Annotated in this window: 12 protein-coding genes; 11 read left to right on the top strand and 1 reads right to left on the bottom strand. The window is 64.2% G+C overall.

Annotation, left to right across the window (positions count from 1 at the left end):
- Positions 1 to 122 precede the first annotated feature (122 nt).
- From F3H95_RS10735 to F3H95_RS10695, 9 genes are all read left to right on the top strand, one after another.
- Positions 123 to 1625 (top strand): FGGY-family carbohydrate kinase, encoded by a 1503-nt coding sequence (locus F3H95_RS10735; RefSeq protein ID WP_149745963.1) that lies wholly within the window; start codon positions 123 to 125, stop codon positions 1623 to 1625.
- A gap of 42 nt (positions 1626 to 1667) precedes the next feature.
- A complete protein-coding gene (locus F3H95_RS10730; RefSeq protein WP_210248552.1) occupies positions 1668 to 3437 on the top strand; it encodes a thiamine pyrophosphate-binding protein in 1770 nt (589 codons plus the stop codon).
- A gap of 83 nt (positions 3438 to 3520) precedes the next feature.
- Positions 3521 to 4603, top strand: coding sequence for an ABC transporter ATP-binding protein (locus tag F3H95_RS10725; RefSeq protein WP_149745962.1), 1083 nt, complete (start codon positions 3521 to 3523; stop codon positions 4601 to 4603).
- Between the two features lie 12 nt (positions 4604 to 4615).
- Positions 4616 to 5686, top strand: a complete 1071-nt coding sequence (locus F3H95_RS10720; protein WP_149745961.1) for an ABC transporter ATP-binding protein — start codon at positions 4616 to 4618, stop codon at positions 5684 to 5686.
- Positions 5687 to 5688: 2 nt separating this feature from the next.
- The gene (locus F3H95_RS10715) at positions 5689 to 6558 is read left to right on the top strand and encodes a sugar ABC transporter permease (RefSeq protein WP_149745960.1); all 870 of its coding nucleotides are present in this window, start codon (positions 5689 to 5691) and stop codon (positions 6556 to 6558) included.
- Positions 6559 to 6613: 55 nt separating this feature from the next.
- A complete protein-coding gene (locus tag F3H95_RS10710) occupies positions 6614 to 7450 on the top strand; it encodes a carbohydrate ABC transporter permease (protein WP_142880681.1) in 837 nt (278 codons plus the stop codon).
- A gap of 21 nt (positions 7451 to 7471) precedes the next feature.
- The gene (locus tag F3H95_RS10705) at positions 7472 to 7756 is read left to right on the top strand and encodes a DUF2160 domain-containing protein (RefSeq protein ID WP_142880639.1); all 285 of its coding nucleotides are present in this window, start codon (positions 7472 to 7474) and stop codon (positions 7754 to 7756) included.
- Positions 7757 to 7821: 65 nt separating this feature from the next.
- Positions 7822 to 9549 carry an ABC transporter substrate-binding protein gene (locus F3H95_RS10700; RefSeq protein ID WP_142880638.1) on the top strand — a complete coding sequence of 576 codons (1728 nt, stop codon included), beginning with the start codon at positions 7822 to 7824 and terminating at the stop codon, positions 9547 to 9549.
- A 537-nt stretch (positions 9550 to 10086) separates the two neighbouring features.
- On the top strand, positions 10087 to 11931 hold the full coding sequence (locus tag F3H95_RS10695) for a heavy metal translocating P-type ATPase (protein WP_244617973.1): 1845 nt from the start codon (positions 10087 to 10089) through the stop codon (positions 11929 to 11931).
- 25 nt (positions 11932 to 11956) lie between these two features.
- On the opposite strand, the gene F3H95_RS10690 is transcribed toward F3H95_RS10695, so the two are convergent.
- Positions 11957 to 12859 (bottom strand): LysR substrate-binding domain-containing protein, encoded by a 903-nt coding sequence (locus F3H95_RS10690; protein WP_149745959.1) that lies wholly within the window; start codon positions 12857 to 12859, stop codon positions 11957 to 11959.
- Between the two features lie 99 nt (positions 12860 to 12958).
- Here F3H95_RS10690 and F3H95_RS10685 point away from each other — a divergent pair, with 99 nt between their 5' ends.
- On the top strand, positions 12959 to 14440 hold the full coding sequence (locus F3H95_RS10685) for a carboxylesterase family protein (RefSeq protein ID WP_149745958.1): 1482 nt from the start codon (positions 12959 to 12961) through the stop codon (positions 14438 to 14440).
- Between the two features lie 31 nt (positions 14441 to 14471).
- Positions 14472 to 15677 (top strand): MFS transporter, encoded by a 1206-nt coding sequence (locus tag F3H95_RS10680; protein ID WP_149745957.1) that lies wholly within the window; start codon positions 14472 to 14474, stop codon positions 15675 to 15677.
- The last annotated feature ends 395 nt before the right edge of the window (positions 15678 to 16072 follow it).

Raw genomic sequence — 16072 nt, 5'->3', positions numbered from 1 at the left:
CCTAGCCTCAACTTATTATAACAACCTTGCCTCAAGCAAGGGATCTGACGGAAACAAATTTCGTCATCAGAGGGACGACCGGGGCGGAGAGGAGCCACTCCGGAACATGGGAGGAGAATGCCATGCGCGAGCGCCTCATCGGCATCGACGCCGGTGGAACTATGACCAAAGCGGCACTGTTCGACCTCAGCGGCAATGAACTGGCCTGCCGCAGCAGCCCCAACCGGATGCAGTTTCCCCGCCCGGGCTTTACCGAACGGGATCCGGACGCGATGTGGGCAGCCGCCTGCACCGCCATCCGCGAACTGCTCGAGATCACCGGCACGCCGCCGGAGGATATTGCCGGCGTCACGCCGTCGGGCTACGGGGCAGGGGCCTATTTCGTCGATCGCGATCTCAATCCGGTGCGGCCGGGGCTTGTCTCGACGGATACCCGCACGCTGGACCTGATCGAGGCCATGCGCCTGACGGGGGAGGTGGCCGAGATCGACCGGCTGATCGGGGCGCGCATGTTTGCCACGCACGCCATTCCGCTGCTGCGCTGGTTCGACGACAATGAGCCGGATCTGTTCGACCGCACGCACACGGTGCTGTTCTGCAAGGATTTCATCCGGGCGCGGCTGACGGGCAAGGTGTCGACCGACCCCACCGATGGCGGCATTGCCGGCATCTTCGACCTCGTCAACCATCGCTATGCGGATCAGGCGCTCCATGTCGGTGGGGTGTCGCGCTGGCTGGCAAAGCTGCCGGAGGTCGGACCTTCCGTCGCGGTCGCCGGCTATGTAACGGAGCAGGCGGCGGAGGTAACGGGCCTGAAGGCCGGCACGCCCGTCATCCGCGGCGTGGTGGATGTCACGGGCTCGGCGCTTGCCTCCGGCGTGACCGATCCGAACTCCATTTCGGTGGTCGCCGGCACCTTCAGCATCAATTCGATCATCCTCGACGAGCCGCTGACGGCGCCACCGCCCTTCATCCAGTCTTCGTTTCCGATTGGCAACCGCTTCATCGCAACCGAAGGGGCGGCCACCTCGGCCAGCAATGTCGAGTGGATCTTCTCCACGCTGCTGGAAGCCGAGGGCGCCCGGGCCAGGGCCATGGGTTCCTCCATCTACGAGGTGGGCAACCGGCTGGTGGCGGAAGCGCTGGACCGGGACAACGACATCCTGTTTCTGCCCTTTCTCTATGGCGGCCCCTCGCATGTGCCGGGCGGTATCCTCGGGCTTTGCGCCCGCCACACGCTGGGCGACGTGCTGCGCGTCGCCTTCGAGGGTGTGGTCTTCGCCCACAAGACCGATATCGACCGCCTGCTGCCGCCGGAGGCCAACCGCCGGCCGACGGTGGCCCGCATGGCGGGCGGCGCGTCGAAATCCGCGCAATGGTGCCAGATGTTCGCCGATGCGCTGGACATGCGGGTGGAGGTGGCCGACGGCAGCGAATTCGGCGCCAAGGCCGGCGCCATCTGTGCTGCCGTGGCTCTTGGGCATCACCCGGATCTTGGCGAAGCGGCGCGGCGCATGGTGCGCGTGTCCCGCCATTACGAGCCGCGCCTGGAGCGCAACCGGGCCATGGCTCGCAAACTCACGGCCTACAAGTCCGTGGTCGAAAACCTGGCGGCCCTTCACTGACGCGGGCCGCGCAACCTGATCTTCCCATGACGATTGGACACCATGATGGCGCATATCGGCGATCTCATTTCTGAAATGCTGGCGCAGTCCGGGGTCGAACTTGTGTTCGGCATGCCCGGCGGCCAGACCACCGCTCTCCATGACGGCATCTCGCGGCGCACGGACCGGATCCGCCACGTGCTGATGCGCGACGAGCGCAATGCCGCCTACGCGGCGGATGCCTATGCCCGGCTGACGGGAAAGCCGGGGGTCTGCGACGTAACCGTCGGTCCCGGCGCCAACCTGCTCTCCGCCGGCTTTCTGGAAGCCCTCAATGCCTCGATCCCGATGGTCGGCATCATCGGCGAACTGCCGCTCGACTGGCTGACGCTGAAGGAAAAGGGCATTGCGAGCCAGGGCTTCGACCAGCTGAAATTCTTCCAGTCCATCTCCAAGAATGCCTGGCTGGTGCCCTCGGTGACCGCGCTGCCGGAGATCCTGCGCACCGCCTTCCGTACGGCGGTCGCGCCCCGGCCGGGGCCGGTCGCCGTCATCATTCCGCACGATGTCTTTGATGCCGAATGGGACGAGAACCTGCTGAAGCCGCTGGTGGACGACCGCTCGATCCACATTCCCTATCTGCGCTCGGTGCCGGTCGCTTCCGAGGTGTCGAAGGCGCTCGATCTCATCGCCAGGGCCAAGCGGCCGGCGCTCGTGTGTGGCGGCGGCGTGCACGGTTCGGATGCGGCCCTGGACGTGACCGCACTTGCCGACCGGCTGAACGGGGTGGTCGTCACCTCGCTCTCCGGCAAGGGCTCGGTGCCGGAGACGCGTGATTATGCCGCCGGCATCCTCAATCCGCTGGGCTCCTGGGCTGCCATCGAACTGATCAAGGAGGCCGATCTTGTCATCTGGTGCGGTTCCAAGGCCAGCCAGAACACCGCGATGAACTGGACCCTGCCGCTTCCCGAGCAGGCGACGATCGTAATCGACGCCGATCCGCTGGAACATGGTCGCACCTTCCGCCCGACGGTCTCGCTCTATGGCGACATTCGCGAGACGGTGAAGCTTCTGGCTGCGGGCCTGAGGCCAAACGAGAATGCCGACTGGCGGGCGCGCATCACCGAGGTGAAGGCCGCGGGCGAACGGGCGAAACAGGCGGAGATCGAGTCCGAGGAAATCCCGCTTTCGCCGCCGCGCATCATGGCGGCGGTCGCGAAGCGGCTGGAGGAGGACGATATCGTCGTCTCCGATGCCAGCTTCTCGGCCGGCTGGATCGGCGGCTATATTCCGGCCCGCAAGCCCGGCCGCCAGTTTCTCTATGCCCGCGGGCAGGGGGGGCTCGGCTACTCCGTTCCCGGCGCGATCGGGGCCGCCGCCACGCGGCCCGATGCACGGGTGGTGACGGTGTCGGGCGACGGGGCCTTCTCCTACACGATCGGCGAGCTTGCCACGCAGCTGCAGCAGAACCAGCGTGTCGTCAACATCGTCCTCAACAATGGCCGTCTCGGCTGGATCCAGCTCTGGCAGCAGCTCTATTTCGGCAATGTCCAGTCGGCGCTTCTGGAAACGCAGAGCGCAAGACCGAGCTTTGCCGCGGCCAGTGCCGGCCTCGGCCTGCTCGGCATTGCCGTCGAGACGCCCGACGAGATCGAGCCCGCGCTCGACCGTGCCTTTGCCCATGACGGTCCCTCGGTGGTGGAGTTCCGCATCAACGACCTTGCCACGCCGATCCACAGCTTCAAGCGGCGGATGAAGGAGGGCGGCGAAATTCGTCCGCGTCCGGGCACGGTTTACAAATTAAGGGATTGGAAGATTTCGCCAGATCTCTAACGTAGGGCTCTGGCTCCTTCGGGAGGAGGAGGGGCCAGATTCGCTTGCCGCCGGTTCGCCGGCACCTTTGGGAGGAGGATGGCATGCTTGAACTGCGGAATGTTTCCAAGTCCGTGGGTGTGTCCAGACACATCACCGATGTTTCGCTGACGCTCGAAAGCGGATCGCTGAACGTCCTGCTCGGGCCGACGCTGGCAGGAAAGACATCGCTGATGCGCCTGATGGCGGGACTGGATGTGCCGACGGCCGGAACGATCCACGTGGATGGCCAGGATGTCACGGGCGTGCCGGTTCAGCGGCGCAACGTGGCGATGGTCTATCAGCAATTCATCAACTACCCGTCTCTGACGGTCTATGAGAACATCGCCTCACCGCTGCGGGTGAAGGGTGTCGACAGGGCAACGATCGATCGGGACGTGAAGCGGGCCGCCGAGCTGATGCGGCTGACGCCCTATCTCGACCGTACCCCTCTCAGCCTGTCCGGCGGCCAGCAGCAGCGAACGGCGCTTGCCCGGGCCATGGTCAAGCAGGCAAGGCTGGTGCTGCTCGACGAGCCGCTCGCCAATCTTGATTACAAGCTGCGCGAGGAACTGCGCGAGGAACTGCCGAAGATCTTTGCCGAGACCGGGGCGATCTTCGTCTATGCCACCACCGAGCCGCAGGAGGCCCTGCTTCTGGGCGGCAACACGGCGGTGATGCATGAAGGGCGGATCGCGCAGTTCGGCCGCACGATCGAGGTCTTCCGCCACCCGGTCAATCTGACAAGCGCCAGAACCTTTGCCGATCCGCCCCTGAATACGCTGAGCGTGCACAAGACCGGTGATCTTTTCGCCCATGGCGGGCTGCTTTCGGTGCCAGTACCCGACACGCTCGCCCATCTGCCGGACGGCGCCTACACGATCGCGCTGCAGCCGCATCACCTCGTCGTCGAACCAGAGGGGGCGGCCCTGGTGGCGCTGGATGCCAGGGTCGACGTGACCGAGATTACCGGCTCGGAAAGCTTCATCCACGTGGCCTTTGCCGATGCCCGCTGGGTCATCCTTGCCGCCGGCGTGCGGGAATACGATCCCGAGCAGGTGATCCGGCTCGGCTTCGACCTGAGGAACCTGCTGATCTTCGGTGCTGACGGCCATGCCGTGGAACACCGGACCGCCAAGGCTGCGTAAAGGAGACGGGACATGGCAGAAATAAGCTTCGACCGACTTCGCCACGCCTATCGCCCCAATCCGCAAAAGCCCGAGGATTTCGCCCTCCGCGAGATCAACCATGCCTTTCGGGACGGCGGTGCCTATGCGCTGCTCGGCCCCTCCGGCTGTGGCAAGACCACGCTGCTCAACATCATCTCCGGCCTCCTCGAGCCCTCGCACGGGCGACTGATGTTCGGCGGGCGCGACGTGACGCACCTGTCGACGCAGGACCGCAACATCGCCCAGGTGTTCCAGTTCCCGGTCGTCTACGACACCATGAGCGTTTATGAGAACCTGGCCTTTCCGCTGCGCAATCGCGGTGTCAATCCGGCCGAGATCGACGTGAAGGTGCGCGAGACGCTGGACATGATCGGGCTCTCGGAACGCGCGCACCGCAAGGCGCGCCGTCTCACCGCCGACCAGAAGCAGAAGATCTCGCTGGGGCGCGGGCTGGTGCGGGCGGATGTCAACGCCATCCTGTTCGACGAGCCACTGACAGTCATCGATCCGCATATGAAATGGGAGCTGCGCTCGCAGCTGAAGAAGCTGCACCGCCGCTTCGGCTATACGATGATCTACGTCACCCACGACCAGACCGAGGCGCTGACCTTCGCCGACGAGGTGGTGGTGATGTATGAGGGGCAGGTGGTGCAGATCGGCACGCCGGCCGAACTGTTCGAACGGCCCATGCACACCTTCGTCGGCTATTTCATCGGCTCGCCCGGCATGAATCTCATGCCGGTGGAGGTCAGTGGCGAGATCGCGCATATCGGTCCGCACGCCGTCACGCTGCCGGGGTCTGCCCGCAGCCTGCCGGCCGGCCGCACGGATCTCGGTGTGCGGCCCGAATATACCCGGATCAGCGAGACCGGCATTCCCGTGCAGATCCGCAAGGTCGAGGATGTCGGCCGCCACCGCATCGTGCGCGCGCTCCTGGAGGGCCGGGAAATCGCGGCACTTGCCGACGAAAGCGAACCGCTGCCGGCCACGCCGCATGTGCAGTTCTTGCCCGGCGGCATCAACCTCTATGCCAATTCGTGGCGCGTCGAACTCGGAGCCTGACGATGGACAAGACCTGGAACAACAAGGCGTGGTTCTTCGTGCTGCCGGTGCTTCTGCTGGTGGCCTTCTCTGCCGTCATCCCCCTGATGACGGTCGTCAACTATTCGGTTCAGGATACCTTCGGCAACAACGAGTTCTTCTGGGCCGGAACGGAATGGTTCCAGCAGGTGCTCGCTTCGGACCGCTTCTGGGAATCCATGGCGCGCAACCTGCTGCTTTCGGCCATCGTGCTGGCCATCGAGATCCCGCTCGGTATCGTGATTGCGCTCAACATGCCCAAGCGCGGCATCGGCGTTCCCGTCTGCCTCGTGCTGATGTCGTTGCCGCTGCTTATTCCGTGGAACGTGGTCGGCACGATCTGGCAGCTGTTTGCCCGCACCGATGTCGGCCTTTTCGGTTCTGTCGTGACCTGGCTGGGCTTCGACTACAATTACGGCCGCGACACGCTGGATGCCTGGTTCACCATCGTGCTGATGGATGTCTGGCACTGGACGAGCCTTGTCGTGCTGCTCTGCTATGCGGGCCTGATGTCGATCCCGGATGCCTATTATCAGGCCGCCAAGATCGACGGCGCCTCGCGCTGGAGCGTCTTCCGCTTCATCCAGCTGCCCAAGCTCAATCGCGTGCTGCAGATTGCCATCCTGTTGCGCTTCATGGACTCCTTCATGATCTACACCGAGCCCTTCGTCGTCACCGGCGGCGGTCCGGGCAGCGTCACGACCTTCCTGTCCATCGACCTCGTCAAGATGGCCGTCGGCCAGTTCGACCTCGGTCCGGCCTCGGCCATGTCCATCATCTACTTCCTGATCGTCCTGCTGGTGTCCTGGGTGTTTTACACCGTCACCACGCAGCCCGATGAAGATCGCGCCTGAGGAGTTCCGCATGACGCATGACACCCAGACGATGGCTCCCTTTCCGGTCGATGCAATGGCGAAGGCACACAGCATTCACAGCCGCCGCGCCCGCCGGTCGTTCCGCTGGCTCATTCCGACGGCTTATGTGCTGTTCCTGATCATCCCGATCTACTGGCTGGTCAATCTGTCTTTCAAGACGACCAACGAGATCCTGAGCGGGCTCAGCCTCTGGCCGGAACAGCCGACGCTGCGAAACTACATGGTGATCTTCACCGATCCCTCCTGGTACGAGACCTACTTCAATTCCATGACCTATGTGGTCATGAACACGGTGATCTGCATCGTGGTGGCGCTACCGGCGGCCTATGCCTTCTCGCGCTACCGCTTCCTCGGCGACAAGCACCTGTTCTTCTGGCTGCTGACCAACCGCATGGCGCCGCCGGCCGTGTTCATCCTGCCCTTCTTCCAGCTCTATTCGGCCTTCGCGCTGATCGATACGCATATCGCGGTCGCCATCGCCCACTGCCTGTTCAACGTGCCCCTGGCGGTGTGGATCCTCGAAGGCTTCATGTCGGGCGTGCCGAAGGAAATCGACGAGACCGCCTATATCGACGGCTATTCCTTCCCGCGCTTTTTCGGTCGGATCTTCATGCCGCTGATCGCCTCCGGGGTCGGGGTCACCGCCTTCTTCTGTTTCATGTTCTCCTGGGTGGAACTGCTGATCGCCCGGACGCTGACAACGACAGATGCCAAGCCGATTGCCGCCGCGATGACGCGCACCTCGTCTGCCACCGGCTTCGATTACGGCGTGCTGGCGGCGGCCGGCGTGCTGACCATCATTCCAGGCGCGCTCGTCATCTGGTTCGTGCGCAATCACATCGCCAAGGGCTTTGCCCTGGGCCGCGTTTAGGAAACGGGGAGGATCAAGACCATGATCGATCTCAGCTGGATGGCCTGGACCTGGGAGACGGCGGCCTTCTTCATCTCGATAGCGGTGCTGCTGGTTGGCATGGGCGTGTGGGAATATGTCTCGCCCGGCGGCAGCCCGCGCTACGGCATCCTGCGCATGACCACGACGCGCGGCGACCGCCTGTTCATTTCGCTGCTCGGCAGCGCGTTCATCAATATCGCATGGCTCGGTCTCGTGGGTCCGAGCCTGTGGTGGGCCCTCGCTCTCTCGGTTGTCTACGCCATCGGCGTTTTCCGCTTCGTGTAGCGAGGTATGCCGGCGGCGGGACGTCGCCGGGGAGGGGTAGTCGTGCAACGCAATGGGAGGAAAACATGCGGAAGCACATAATGGCATCAGCAAGCATGATTGCGCTGGTTCTGGCGGCGGGATCCGCCTTCGCCGGCATGGAGGAGGCCAGGAAGTTCCTAGACAGCGAGATCAAGGACATGTCCGTCCTGGACCGAGCCGCGCAGGAAAAGGAATTGCAGTGGTTCGTGGACGCGGCAAAGCCCTTCCAGGGCATGTCGCTGCGCGTCGTTTCGGAAACCATCACCGCGCATGACTACGAATCGAAGGTGCTGGCGCCGGCCTTCGAAAAGATCACCGGCATCAAGGTCACCCATGACCTGATCGGTGAAGGCGATGTCATCGAGAAGCTGCAGACGCAGATGCAGTCCGGCGAGAACGTCTATGATGCCTATGTCAACGATTCCGATTTGATCGGCACGCACTGGCGCTATCAGCAGGTGCGCAACCTCACGAAATGGATGGCAGGCGAAGGCAAGGACGTCACCAATCCCGGCCTCGACCTGAAGGATTTCATCGGCACGTCGTTTACGACAGCACCGGATGGCGATCTCTACCAGCTGCCGGACCAGCAGTTCGCCAACCTCTACTGGTTCCGTTACGACTGGTTCAATGACCCGAAGAACAAGGCCGATTTCAAGGCCAAGTACGGCTATGACCTCGGTGTTCCCGTCAACTGGTCGGCCTATGAGGATATCGCCGAATTCTTCACCGGCCGCGAGATCGGCGGCAAGAAAGTCTTTGGCCACATGGACTATGGCAAGAAGGATCCCTCGCTCGGCTGGCGCTTCACCGATGCCTGGCTTTCCATGGCCGGCAATGGCGACAAGGGCATCCCGAACGGCAAGCCGGTGGACGAATGGGGCATCAAGGTTGACGAGAAGTCACGCCCTGTCGGCTCCTGCGTTGCCCGTGGCGGTGACACGAATGGCCCGGCGGCCGTCTACTCCATCGCCAAATATTTGGAATGGCTGAAGAAATACGCCCCTCCGCAGGCCCAGTCCATGACCTTCTCCGAAGCCGGCCCCATTCCGGCGCAGGGTGAGGTGGCCCAGCAGATCTTCTGGTACACCGTCTTCACCGCCGACATGGTCAAGCCCGGCCTGCCCGTCGTCAACGCGGACAATTCGCCGAAGTGGCGCATGGCGCCGTCGCCGCACGGCGTCTACTGGAAGGAGGGCATGAAGCTTGGCTACCAGGACGTCGGCTCGTGGACGATCCTGAAGTCGACGCCGCTCGACCGCTCCAAGGCCGCCTGGCTCTATGCCCAGTTCGTCGTATCGAAGACGGTCGACCTGAAGAAGAGCCATACAGCGATCAGCTTCGTGCGCCAGTCGACGCTCGACCATCCGAGCTTCACCAAGCGTGCGCCGGAGCTTGGCGGTCTGGTGGAATTCTACCGCTCGCCCGCCCGCCTGCAGTGGTCGCCGACCGGCACCAACGTGCCGGATTATCCGAAGCTTGCCCAGCTGTGGTGGCAGGCGATCGGCGATGCGGCGGCCGGGACCAAGACCCCGCAGCAGGCGATGGATTCGCTCTGCGCCGAGCAGGAAAAGGTCATGGCCCGCATCGAGCGTGCCAAGGTTCAGGGCGATCTGGGCCCCAAGCTCGAGAAGGAGCACGACCTGCAATACTGGCATGACGACGCGGTGAAGAAGGGTAACCTTGCCCCGCAGCTTGCCATCAAGAACGAGAAGGAAAAGCCGATCACCGTCAACTATGACGAGCTGGTGAAGAGCTGGACTAAGAAGTAAGTCGCCCAGGACGCGGGTGGTCGGCATTCTGGTGCCGGCCACCTGTCCGCGGGCTGTCCCAAAATGCGGGCGCAACAGGCATGACGTGACGGCGGTCTGCCGACCCTGACCCCGCATTCTGGTTGATGTCGTGCGCCCGGGCGCGCGGGCCGTCCTTCGGTACCATTTTGCGCCGAAGATCTTCCCTCGTCGGGACGCCATGACCGGTATCGGTGGCTCGCCTGCCGCGTGCCGGGGCTCCTTCGCTTGCCGAAGCCTGTCTGTCGGGGGAGGCCATCCCCTCTCTCCGTGGAAATAGCCTTTTCGCCTGATCGGACACCTGCAGCACATTCATCTGGCGTTTGACATGGGTTCGAACGGACGCGATGGATTGGCGCTATGCTTGGACTCTGCCGGGTTCGCATTGGGCCCGATAGACGCCAGATTGCCTTGGTTTCATTTGTCTTGTCGGGACAGCGATCCTCCTTTTCCGGACAAATGTCAGGCGCGATCGCTCCGATTCACGGATGCCGCCGAGGGGGGCGCAGGAAGGTGCCAATGTCCTTGCATGTCGCGGAATTGATGCGTCGCCAGCAATCGCGGATCCTGATCGGCAGCGCTGCAGCGGGGCTGGTGGCTGGTGGCTTCCTGGTCTCGAACGGGCAGGCGATTGCCGCAGGCTGGGCCTGGTCTGCGGCGACCGCGCCCGTGCTTGCCGGCCTGTTCGTTCAGATCATCCTCTCGCTGCGTCGGGGCGATGTCGGCCTCGATATCGTGGCGGCGCTGTCGATGTCGGCAGCCCTTGCCTTCGGCGAGCCGCTTGCGGCCAACGTGGTGGCAATGATGTATGCCGGTGGACAGGTGCTGGAGGATTTTGCACAGGGGCGCGCCCGCCGGGAGATGACGGCGCTGATGGGCCGGGTGGCGCAGACCGCGATGCGTTTCGAGGGGGAGGGGCTGCGACAGGTGGCGATCGCCGCGATCTGTCCGGGCGACCGCCTGCTGATCCGCCAGGGCGATGTGCTGCCGGTCGACGGGCGCGTGGGCAGCGCGGTGGCCGTCCTCGACCTCTCGGCGCTGACGGGCGAATCCCTGCCGCAGACGTTTCAGGAGGGGGCTGAGGTGCTGAGCGGTTCGGCCTGTACCGGTGCGGCCTTCCAGCTTGTGGCGATCCGCCCGGCCGCCGAAAGCACCTATGCCGGCATCGTGCGGCTGGTCGAGGCGGCGCAGGTCAGCAAGGCGCCGATGGTGCGCATGGCCGACCGCTATGCCATCGGCTTCCTTGCGCTGACGCTCGCGATTGCCGCGGTGACCTGGCTTCTGAGCGGGGATGTCATCCGCGTACTCTCCGTTCTCGTCGTGGCCACGCCCTGTCCGCTGATCCTTGCAGTGCCCGTCGCGCTGATCTCGGGCATGTCGCGCACGGCGCGCATGGGGGTGCTGGTCAAAGGGGGTGGCGTGCTGGAGGCGTTGTCGCGGGTCAGAACGGTGATCCTCGACAAGACCGGAACGGTGACGCACGGGCAGGCGGTCATCACCGACATCCGCGCACGCAAGGACTTCGAGGCAGCGGAGATCCTCACAGCGGCCGCCAGTCTCGACCAGGCATCGGGCCATGTGGTCGCGGCAGCGCTGGTCAAGGCGGCCGAGGCACGGGGCCTTGCCCTGTCTGCACCGGCCGATGTGGTGGAAACGCCTGGCAGCGGCCTTGCGGGGCGGGTGGAGGGACGGCGTGTTGCCCTCGGCGGCATTGATTTTGTGACCGGGCATACCGCAGAGGCCGCGCCGGATGACCTTCTCGAAGGCATCGACCCCGGCGCGCTGACGGTGGCTGTGGCGATCGAGGGCAGGCTTGCGGGCCTCATCCTGCTGCAGGACCAGATCCGCGCCGATGCTCGGCCGATGCTCGATGCCTTGCGGCAGACGGGCTGTCGGCGCCTCGTGCTTGCGTCAGGCGACCGTGGCGACATCGTGCGCTCGGTTGGTGAGCAACTGGGGTTTGACCGCGTGCTTGGCGATCTCTCGCCCGAAGCCAAGGTGCTCGCCGTGCGCGATGAAATCCCCAACGGCCCGGTGATGATGGTGGGCGATGGCGTCAATGACGCACCCGCCCTTGCCGCCGCTGACGTCGGTGTGGCCATGGGCGCGCATGGCACGGCCTCCTCCTCCGAGGCTGCCGGTGTCGTGCTGCTGGTGGATGAACTCGCGCCGCTGGTGAAGGCCATGGCAATTGCCCGCCGCAGCCGGGCGATTGCGCTGCAAAGCGTGGTCGCAGGCCTCGGCCTGTCGTTGGCCGCCATGGCGCTGGCAGGCTTCGGCTATCTTCCCCCCGTGGAGGGTGCTCTCACGCAGGAGGCGATCGATGTGGCGGTGATCCTGAACGCCCTGCGCGCGCTTCGATGATGCCATCTCCGTGTTTCCGCCATTGTCATGCCGACATCAGTTTCGGAAGGCGCTCCAGAAGCAGATTGAGAAACTGCCGGGCAGCGTTCGAAAGCGCATTCGAGCTCGGATAGACCGCGTAGATCGTGACGGGGTCTGGCGCCCAGTCTTCCAGCAGCGGGATCAGCTGCTTTTCATCGAAGGGACGACGGCAGAGCGCGACTGGCAGGGAGGCGATGCCGAGGCCTTGGCGTGCTGCACTCAGCAGCGCGCTCGGAAGCGTCGTGGTGAATACCGGTGCAAAGCGATGCGTCTGCACGTGTCTTCCCTTGCGAAACCGCCATTTCCATTCGGTGCCCCGACTGCCAAGCCCGATGCAGCGAAGACCCTGCAACTCGTCCGGGCTCTTTGGAATGGCACGCCCTTCCAGAACATCCGGGCGCGCCGCCAGGATATAGGGTGCGGTCATGATCTTGCGTGCCACGAGACTGGTATCGGCAAGCGGGCTAAAGCTCGGATAGATGGCAAAATCGGCCATGGTTTCGCGCGGGTCGAAAATGCCCATGGTCTCCTCCAGATGCAGGCGGACATCCGGAACGGAGGCGGCGAATTCCACGGCGAGCGCATCAACGATGGCCGTGCCGATGACGGGTGGGCAGACCACATGCAGCACGCCGGTCGGATAGGCCCGCGCCCGCTCGGCCAGCGCGAGAACCTTGTCCGCCTCGTTGGCGAGACGCACGCAGTGCTGATAGCACTCGGCACCGAAATTCGTCAGCCCGAAGCGGCGGCTGTCTCGATGATAGAGCGGCAGGCCAAGCCGGGTCTCCAGCTCACCCACCCGCCGTGCCAGCGTTGACTTGGCAACGCCGAGACGCCGCGCCGCAGCGGATATGCCGCCGCATTCCACAACCTTTCGAAACAGATACATGTCATCAAGGCCATTCATTTCTGTCTCTTTTTCGGGACGATAAGATCCTGAATATAGAACACACGGACGAGAAAGTCGTGGCTATTATCCAATAACCCAAATGGATGGATCACGCCCATGCTGACGACAAACCATATCACTCTTGAAACACCCTTCGGCTCCCTGAGGGGGATCCGGCAGAACGACATCGCCAGTTTCCATCGCGTTCCCTATGCAAGCCCCGCCACCGGCGAGCGCCGCTATGCGCTGCCTGGCGAACCCATGCGCTGGGAGGGCGTGCGCGATGCTTTCGATATCGGACATGTTGCCCCGCAGCTGCCGTCCCGGCTCGATGCGGTGATGGGTGTCTATCCGATGCAGATGGATGAGGATTGCCTGCATCTCGACATCTGGTCGCCCGTAGCACCGGGTGCCTCTGCACCTGTTCTGGTTTTCCTGCATGGTGGCGCCTTCATGACCGGCGGCGGGTCGCTGCCCTGTTATGATGGGGCGCTGCTGGCGAAGAACAGCGGCTGTGTCGTCGTCACCGTCACCTATCGGCTGGGTCCGCTCGGCTTTCTGTCCCAGCCGGGCTTTGCGCCGACCAATCTCGGCATTCGCGACCAGATCGCTGCGCTGCGCTGGGTCCGGCAGGCCATTGCGTCCTTCGGCGGCGATCCGCAGGCTGTCACGGTGGCCGGCCAGTCCGCGGGCGCCTACAGCATCGCCGCGATGCTCGCCAATCCCGTCTGCAAGGGCCTTTTCCAGCGGGCGATCCTGATGAGCGCACCGCTGGGGCTGAAGTTGCGCAGGGCGCAGGAGGCGCCTCCGGTCGCCCGTGCCATGCTGCAGGCGCTAGGGCTCGATCCCACCGATCTCGAGCAACTGCGCACGCTGCCGGCAGAGCGCTTCCTTGAGGCATTGCGGCTGCTGCAGCAGAACCTGCCGGCCTCGCCGGTGCCCGGTGATGTCGCGCCGCCCTTCATGCCGGTCATTGATGGTGACGTGATCGCACGTGACCCGATCGATGCGATCCTCGACGGGGAGGGGGCATGGTGCGACACGATCATCGGCATCACCCGCGAGGAATATGGCTCCTTCGCACTGGGCAACCCGCTGTTTGCGGGTTTCACCGAGGAAAACCTGCAGGCCGAGTTTGTCCGCGTGTTCGGGGAGGGGGCCGGTCAGGCACTGGCTGCGGCGCGTGCCCGCCGCGCGCCTTCCCGGCCTGGCGCCATCCTGGCAGACCTGCGCGCCGACGAATCCTTCAGTGCACCGAGCGCTGCCTTTGCCGATGCCCAGGCCCGTCACGGTGCGCGCTCCTACATGTATCAATTCGACTGGCAGGCGCCCCTGGCGGACCTGGGCGCCTGCCACTGCCTCGACCTTCCTTTCCTGTTCGGCAATGTCGAGACCTGGACCGGCGCGCAGGCGGCTTCGGTGATCGGTGCGGACCCTGCCGAACTGGAGGACCTGTCGCGCATCTTCCAGGGTGCCCTGATGCGCTTTGTGCGCACCGGTTCGCCTGAAGCCGAAGACCATCCGGCCTGGCCGCCCTATGGGGCAAACGGTACGCGACTGCACTTCGACAGGAGGGTGCAAGCCTACGCAAGCATCTGACGTCATTCATAAAAACAGAGAGGGGAATGACATGAGAGACAATGACAGGACTGCCATCGGCAAGGAGCCCGTGCTTGCCACGATGCTCCTCTGCTTCCTGATCGTGACACTTGACGGCTTCGACACGATCTCAATCACCTTCGTTGCCCCGATCCTTGCAAGGGATTGGGGCATGGCGCCCGCAGCCATGGTTCCGGTGTTTCTGGCCACCAGTGTCGGGGCCGTCATCGGCTATATGGCCTGCGGGCCGCTGGCCTTGCGTTTCGGTACGCGCTCCCTGGCGCTCGGCAGCGTGCTTCTGTTCGGGTTGGGCTCGCTTGCCACGGTGCTGGCAGGCGACATTGTCAGTCTCACCGCCCTGCGCTTCATTACGGCGCTCGGTCTCGGCGGCGCTTTGCCCGTTGCAATTTCCAGAGCCGCCGACCTGATGCCGGGACGCAGGAGCGCAACGGCCGCTATGATTATCGCGACCGGCATTTCCGCAGGGGGTGTCCTCGCCGGCATTGCCGGTGGTCCACTGATGGCGCATGCCGGCTGGACCTCGATTTTCATCGTCGGCGGTGTCCTGCCGCTTCTGCTGCTGCCTTGGATTGCCATCGCCATTCGCGATGACGGAGCGCGCCTACGGCACGCCTCGGGCGGCAACGCCGTCTCCGCGCTGTTTGGCAAGGGGCTGGGCGGTGCCACGGCAATGCTTTGGCTGTTTGCCTTCCTCGTCTTCCTGATTGCCTATGCATTGACCTCCTGGCTGCCGACATTGGCGTTGCAGATCGGGCTCGCCCCGGAAAAGGCACCGGCCGTTGCGGCGGCTTTCGCCATGGGCGGCCTGATCGGCGACGTGCTGCTGATCCTGCTGTCGGCCCGCATCCACACGGCGACGACCCTGCTGGTTTCCGCAACCCTTGGTCTTGTCGGGGTGCTTCTTTTCGGTCTGGTCGGCGTCTCCGAGGCGGCGATCATGCCGCTGGTGATCCTGATCGGCATGGGGTTCATTCCCTGTTGTGTGGCGCAGAGCGCGCTGGCCGTTGCCCTCTATCCGGCCGCGTTGCGCACCACCGGCATTGGCTGGGCGGCCGCCATGGGACGGCTCGGCTCGATTGCCGGTCCGGGTGTCGGCGGCCTCGTTCTGGCCTCCGGCTGGCCCCCGCAGCAGATCGTCCTGACTGCGGCCCTCCCGGCGGTTGCAGCCATCCTGCTGCTTCCGGCCTTCGTGAAAAGCGCCCGCGCCACAACCTGACCCCGCATCAGGGCCGTTGAGGGCCGACCGAGGCCTGACGATGCTGCGCGGCAATCTCTGCTATGGTACCCGCTAAGAGATCTTTCCTCCTACGCGGAAAGATCGTGGCCCGCCGTGTGGTGTAGCTTGGCAATCGCCGGGCCTTTCGGAGAGAGCCGGGAATGTGTCAGCCTGTCGCTGTCAGGCTGATGATCGGATGATTGCTCATCGTGCGATTCATTGCAGCGCTCTTGCGAGTGATAACCCATTGGTATCATTCGCAAGTCGCACTTGGAAATAGAATGTACCCTCCCACTTGCCTGTGGCGGAGGAGTTGGAATGTCCGCTGTGCTGCAAAGTAGAAATGTCCGCAGCAGTCACTACACAGCACCACGATCAGCCCCGATCTGAGCGGC

Origin of the sequence: Rhizobium sp. RU35A, from assembly GCF_900156005.1 — a bacterium.
Classification (GTDB): domain Bacteria; phylum Pseudomonadota; class Alphaproteobacteria; order Rhizobiales; family Rhizobiaceae; genus Neorhizobium; species Neorhizobium straminoryzae.
This window is presented reverse-complemented; position numbering and strand designations above follow the sequence as displayed.

Coding starts and splice junctions, on each gene's coding strand:
- F3H95_RS10700 (WP_142880638.1), top strand. CDS start 7,822: ATGCGGAAGCACATAATGGCATCAGCAAGCATGATTGCGCTGGTTCTG.
- F3H95_RS10690 (WP_149745959.1), bottom strand. CDS start 12,859: ATGAATGGCCTTGATGACATGTATCTGTTTCGAAAGGTTGTGGAATGC.
- F3H95_RS10715 (WP_149745960.1), top strand. CDS start 5,689: ATGGACAAGACCTGGAACAACAAGGCGTGGTTCTTCGTGCTGCCGGTG.
- F3H95_RS10710 (WP_142880681.1), top strand. CDS start 6,614: ATGGCGAAGGCACACAGCATTCACAGCCGCCGCGCCCGCCGGTCGTTC.
- F3H95_RS10705 (WP_142880639.1), top strand. CDS start 7,472: ATGATCGATCTCAGCTGGATGGCCTGGACCTGGGAGACGGCGGCCTTC.
- F3H95_RS10685 (WP_149745958.1), top strand. CDS start 12,959: ATGCTGACGACAAACCATATCACTCTTGAAACACCCTTCGGCTCCCTG.
- F3H95_RS10695 (WP_244617973.1), top strand. CDS start 10,087: ATGTCCTTGCATGTCGCGGAATTGATGCGTCGCCAGCAATCGCGGATC.
- F3H95_RS10680 (WP_149745957.1), top strand. CDS start 14,472: ATGAGAGACAATGACAGGACTGCCATCGGCAAGGAGCCCGTGCTTGCC.
- F3H95_RS10720 (WP_149745961.1), top strand. CDS start 4,616: ATGGCAGAAATAAGCTTCGACCGACTTCGCCACGCCTATCGCCCCAAT.
- F3H95_RS10730 (WP_210248552.1), top strand. CDS start 1,668: ATGATGGCGCATATCGGCGATCTCATTTCTGAAATGCTGGCGCAGTCC.
- F3H95_RS10725 (WP_149745962.1), top strand. CDS start 3,521: ATGCTTGAACTGCGGAATGTTTCCAAGTCCGTGGGTGTGTCCAGACAC.
- F3H95_RS10735 (WP_149745963.1), top strand. CDS start 123: ATGCGCGAGCGCCTCATCGGCATCGACGCCGGTGGAACTATGACCAAA.